Below are 773 nucleotides of genomic sequence, written 5' to 3' on the forward strand. Positions count from 1 at the left end.
AGTATGGACGGTGTTCAACAAGCTAACTCTGGTCACCCTGGTGCACCGATGGGTATGGCGGATATCGCCGAAGTTCTTTGGCGTAGTCACTTAAACCATAACCCACAAAACCCACAATGGGCTGACCGCGACCGTTTTGTGCTGTCAAACGGCCACGGCTCAATGCTGATTTACTCTTTATTGCACCTGAGCGGTTACGCGCTGTCGATTGATGATTTGAAAAACTTCCGTCAATTACACTCAAAAACACCGGGTCACCCAGAATACGGTTACGCGCCGGGCATTGAAACCACCACGGGCCCACTAGGCCAAGGTATTACCAATGCGGTCGGCATGGCGATGGCTGAAAAAGCACTGGCGGCGCAGTTCAACAAACCGGGTCACGACATCGTTGACCACTTCACTTATGTGTTCATGGGTGATGGTTGTTTGATGGAAGGCATCTCGCACGAGGCGTGTTCTCTGGCGGGCACACTGGGCCTTGGCAAACTGATTGCGTTTTGGGATGACAACGGCATCTCTATCGATGGTCATGTGGAAGGCTGGTTCTCTGATGACACGCCAAAACGTTTTGAAGCGTATGGCTGGCATGTTATTGCTGCGGTTGATGGCCATAACGCTGAAGCGATTAATGCCGCGATTGAGGCTGCGAAAGCAGACCCTCGTCCAACCTTGATTTGCACCAAAACCATCATCGGTTTTGGTTCGCCAAATAAAGCGGGCTCACACGACTGTCACGGTGCCCCTTTAGGCGCTGAAGAAATCAAAGCAGC

1 pseudogene is annotated in these 773 nt (G+C 51.9%); it reads left to right on the forward strand.

Annotated features, from left to right (window positions below):
• A pseudogene (locus NB504_RS02510) lies at positions 1 to 773 on the forward strand (transketolase family protein); the annotation flags it as partial.

This window comes from Vibrio sp. RM-69-4 (assembly GCF_024743775.1).
Classification (GTDB): Bacteria; Pseudomonadota; Gammaproteobacteria; order Enterobacterales; family Vibrionaceae; genus Vibrio; species Vibrio anguillarum.